Below are 3,320 nucleotides of genomic sequence, written 5' to 3'. Positions count from 1 at the left end.
GCGCCGGCAGGACCCGCGTCTACCGGGGCTCGGAGGTGGTCTTCGACGTCACCGACCGCACGGTGGCGCTCGCCCGCGACGGGTCCATGGCGGCGTTGTCCCGGCTTGACGGGCGGGTCGAGCTGTGGGAGCTGGCGCCGAAGGCCCGTACGGGGACGATCGAGGTCCAGCCGCTCACCGGCCCGGACGCGGCGGCGCCCGCCCTGTCGTTCAGCCCTGACGGGAGCACGCTGGCCGTGGCGGGACGCGAGGGGGTCACGCTCGTCGCCGCCGACCGTGGGGCCGCCCGTACACAGCGCTCGCAGTTCCCCAGCCCTCTGACCACCGCCACGGCCCCGTCCTCCTCGCCCTCCGCCACCGCGAACCCACCCGGCTCGGCCGGGAAACCGCGTCCCTCCGGCGGCAACCCACCCGCCGCCGGGGGGACGCCGGCGGCGGGCCTCGCACGTCCCTCCACCGGCGCGGCGCCTGCGGGCGTGCACGCCTCCCGCCACGCCGGCGAGGGCCCGCGGCCTGGTGTCGTGGAGCGGCCGGGCGGGGAGGACCCGCGGTTCTCGCAGGTGAGGGCGCCGGTCGAGGACGGCGCGAACCGTGGCGGTGCGGACGCCAGCCCCAGCCCCGAGAACGGCGCGGAGACGTTTCGTGCGGAGGAGCGGCAGGCGCCCACGAAGACCGGCACCCTGACCCTGGGAACCGTGGAGGGCACGCTGGACGGGCCGCCCGTGTTCAGTCCTGACGGCCGCCTGCTGGCCCTGCCGGGCGCCGGTGAGGTGCGGGTCTGGAACGTGGCCGAACGCCGCGTGACCGGCTCCTACCCGCTCAGGGACCCCGGCCACGGCCTGGCGTTCTCCGCCGACGGGCGCACCCTGCGCTACCTCAGCGGCACCGGCTCGGTCGTCTCGCTGGACGTCGCCGGGCTGCCCGCACCCTCCGACACGGGCCGCACCGCCACCTTCAGCGGCAACGGCCGGTTCGCGGCCAAGGAGGTGGGCGACACGATCGAGCTCACCGACACCGTCGCGGGCAGGACGCTCGGCCGGATCGCCGCCGCGGGCGACGTGTCGTTCGCCGCGGGCGGGCGGCTGCTCGCCGTCACGGGCGACCCGGTGACCGTGTGGGAGGTGGCCGGCGCGAGGCAGGTGGCCTCGATCGACGCGGGCGGCGACGTACTCGCCGTGTCGCTCTCCCCCGACGGCGGCACGCTGGCCACGGCCCGCGGCAGCGCCCTGGAGACCTGGGACGTGCGCGAAGGGCGGCGGATCAAGGTGTACGAGGGCGCGGCGGATCTGGCGCTGGCCTTCAGCCCCGACGGCTCGACGCTGGCCGCGGGCGCGAACCTGCTCGACCTCCGCACCGGCAGGATCACTCCGCTGGCCCTGGCGGCGCAGGCGAACGCCAGGACCACGCCGACCGCGCTCGCCTTCTCCCCCGACGGCCGCACGCTGGCGTTCGGGCTGGACGGCGGCCGGGTGCTCCTCTGGGACGTGTACGAACGCGTCCCGCGCGGCACGATCGGCACCGGCACCACCCCGGTGGACGAAGTGCGGTTCTCGCCGAAGGGCGACCTGCTGGCGATCGACGCCGCCCGGACGTCGCTCTGGGACGTGAACACGCTGCGCGAGGTCGGCGAGGTCGGGTCCTGGGCCGCCGGACCGGCGTTCAGCCAGGACGGCAGGCGGCTGCGCGGGGTGGCGCTCGACGGCACCGTACGCGAGACGCCGGTCGATCCCGCGCTCACGGCGCAGGAGGTGTGCGCCAGGGCCGGCGGCCCGCTGAGCAGGGCGGAGTGGAGCCGTCTTATCCCGGAGAACCGCTACAGGGACACCTGCTGACCCGGCGACAAGCCGGCGACCAGAGGACGAAAAGTGCCCCCGCGCATGCTGTCCGCATGAACACTGTGCGAATCCCAGCAGTCGCCCCCCGCCACGACGGGGAACGCGAACCGGACCTCACCTCGATGTACGTCATCCACCGTGCCATGCTCACCGACCTGCGGCGGATCACCGAGGTGCTGGGCGGGACGGACCCGCTCACCGGCGGCAGGAACGAGGCCGTCCGCGCGTACGCCGCCTCGGTCCTGACCGAGGTGCACCACCACCACGCCAACGAGGACGACCTGTTGTGGCCGATCATCGAGCGTACGGCCGGCCACGCCGTGGACCTCAGCCCGTACACCGACGACCACCAGGCGCTCGGCCCCGTGCTCGACCGCTGCCGCGCCGCGCTGCGGGGCGAGCGCCACGTGCTGCGGAGCCGCCTGGCCGAGCTGACCGACTTCCTGGACGAGCACATCGCGGAGGAGGAGTCGGACCTCTTCCCGATCATCTTCAGATTCGTGCCCTACGACGCCTACGCCTGGGCGGAGCGGCAGATCGCCAAACGGGCGTCGTTCGGGCAACTGACCTTCACGGCGCCCTGGCTGCTCCGTCATGCCACGCGGGACGAGGGGAACCGGCTGCTGGCGGGCGCGGGGGCGCCGCTGCGCATCCTGCTCGCAATGACCAGGGGCCGGTACGCCAGGCACGAGCGGGCGGCTTTCGGCTAGTCGTCGGGGAACATCCTGAGCACCTTGCCCTTCGGGCTGGCGACCAGGTAGCCCGACCGGATCCCGTCGGACGCGTAGACGAGCAGCGCCTGCCGGATGCCGTCGAACCCGTAGTCGGGATCCACGATCACATGTTTCGAGGTGGGTCTGGGCACGCCGAGGTCTTTGTTCGCCTTTCTGAGCAGTCTGGGCAAGGCGTCCCAGTCGTACCTGGACAGGTCCGCCGTGGGGCCGCGCACCTTGCCGCCGATCGTCGACTTGCTGATCTCGCCGTCGCGGTAGGAGAAGCTGTCGTAGATCTCCGGGTCGTCCTTCACGGGCACGTCGACGGAGGCATAGTCCGGATACAAGACCATCTTGACTACCTTGGTTCCGCCGATGACGGGCTTCACCTTGGTGATCATGGCGCGTACACCGGCGGCGGTGTGCAGGTTCTCGTTCACGCCCGCCGTGCTCGTGCTCGGGGACCCGGTGACGGTGGGCTCACCGCTGGAGGACACCCTGCCGGACGGCTTCCCGCCGCCGGATGGTCCAACCATGGGGCTGTTCCCGGGCGACCTCGAAACGCCGGGGTCGACCGGGGTCCGGGCCGGGAGCGACTGCCACACCAGCACGCCGGCCGCCACGACGGCCGCGGTGGTCGCCGTGAACGCCACGGTCCTCGCGCCGTTGCGCGAACGGCGGGTGCCCGTGGCCCCCGCCACCACCCCGGACGGCACTCTCTCGGGCCACGCCGGTCCTGGCGGTGCCGGCCGTCGCGGGGCCGAGGGCGGGG

General features: G+C 73.7%; 4 protein-coding genes. 3 read left to right on the top strand and 1 reads right to left on the bottom strand.

Annotation, left to right across the window (positions count from 1 at the left end):
- A partial coding sequence (locus tag E1267_RS43130; protein ID WP_181957930.1) for a WD40 repeat domain-containing protein occupies positions 1 to 1,832 on the top strand: 1,832 nt, incomplete at its 5' end.
- A gap of 56 nt (positions 1,833 to 1,888) precedes the next feature.
- Complete coding sequence (locus tag E1267_RS43125) at positions 1,889 to 2,545, top strand: hemerythrin domain-containing protein (protein WP_132342015.1); 657 nt, start codon at positions 1,889 to 1,891, stop codon at positions 2,543 to 2,545.
- Here the strand turns inward: E1267_RS43125 and E1267_RS43120 are convergent.
- Positions 2,542 to 2,901, bottom strand: coding sequence for a hypothetical protein (locus E1267_RS43120; protein ID WP_132342012.1), 360 nt, complete (start codon positions 2,899 to 2,901; stop codon positions 2,542 to 2,544). The genes E1267_RS43125 and E1267_RS43120 overlap by 4 nt on opposite strands.
- 1 nt (position 2,902) lies before the next feature.
- On the opposite strand from E1267_RS43120, the gene E1267_RS43115 reads away from it, so the two are divergent.
- Positions 2,903 to 3,320: hypothetical protein (locus E1267_RS43115; protein WP_220449948.1), on the top strand; the 418-nt coding region annotated here is incomplete at its 3' end.

Source organism: Nonomuraea longispora (assembly GCF_004348345.1).
Taxonomy (GTDB): Bacteria; Actinomycetota; Actinomycetes; order Streptosporangiales; family Streptosporangiaceae; genus Nonomuraea; species Nonomuraea longispora.
Note: the sequence above shows the minus strand (reverse complement) of the source record. Positions and strands in the feature narration are given on the sequence as shown.

Excerpts from the sequence above, each read along its gene's own strand:
- E1267_RS43125 (WP_132342015.1), top strand. The coding sequence starts at position 1,889 with ATGAACACTGTGCGAATCCCAGCAGTCGCCCCCCGCCACGACGGGGAA.
- E1267_RS43120 (WP_132342012.1), bottom strand. The coding sequence starts at position 2,901 with ATGGTCTTGTATCCGGACTATGCCTCCGTCGACGTGCCCGTGAAGGAC.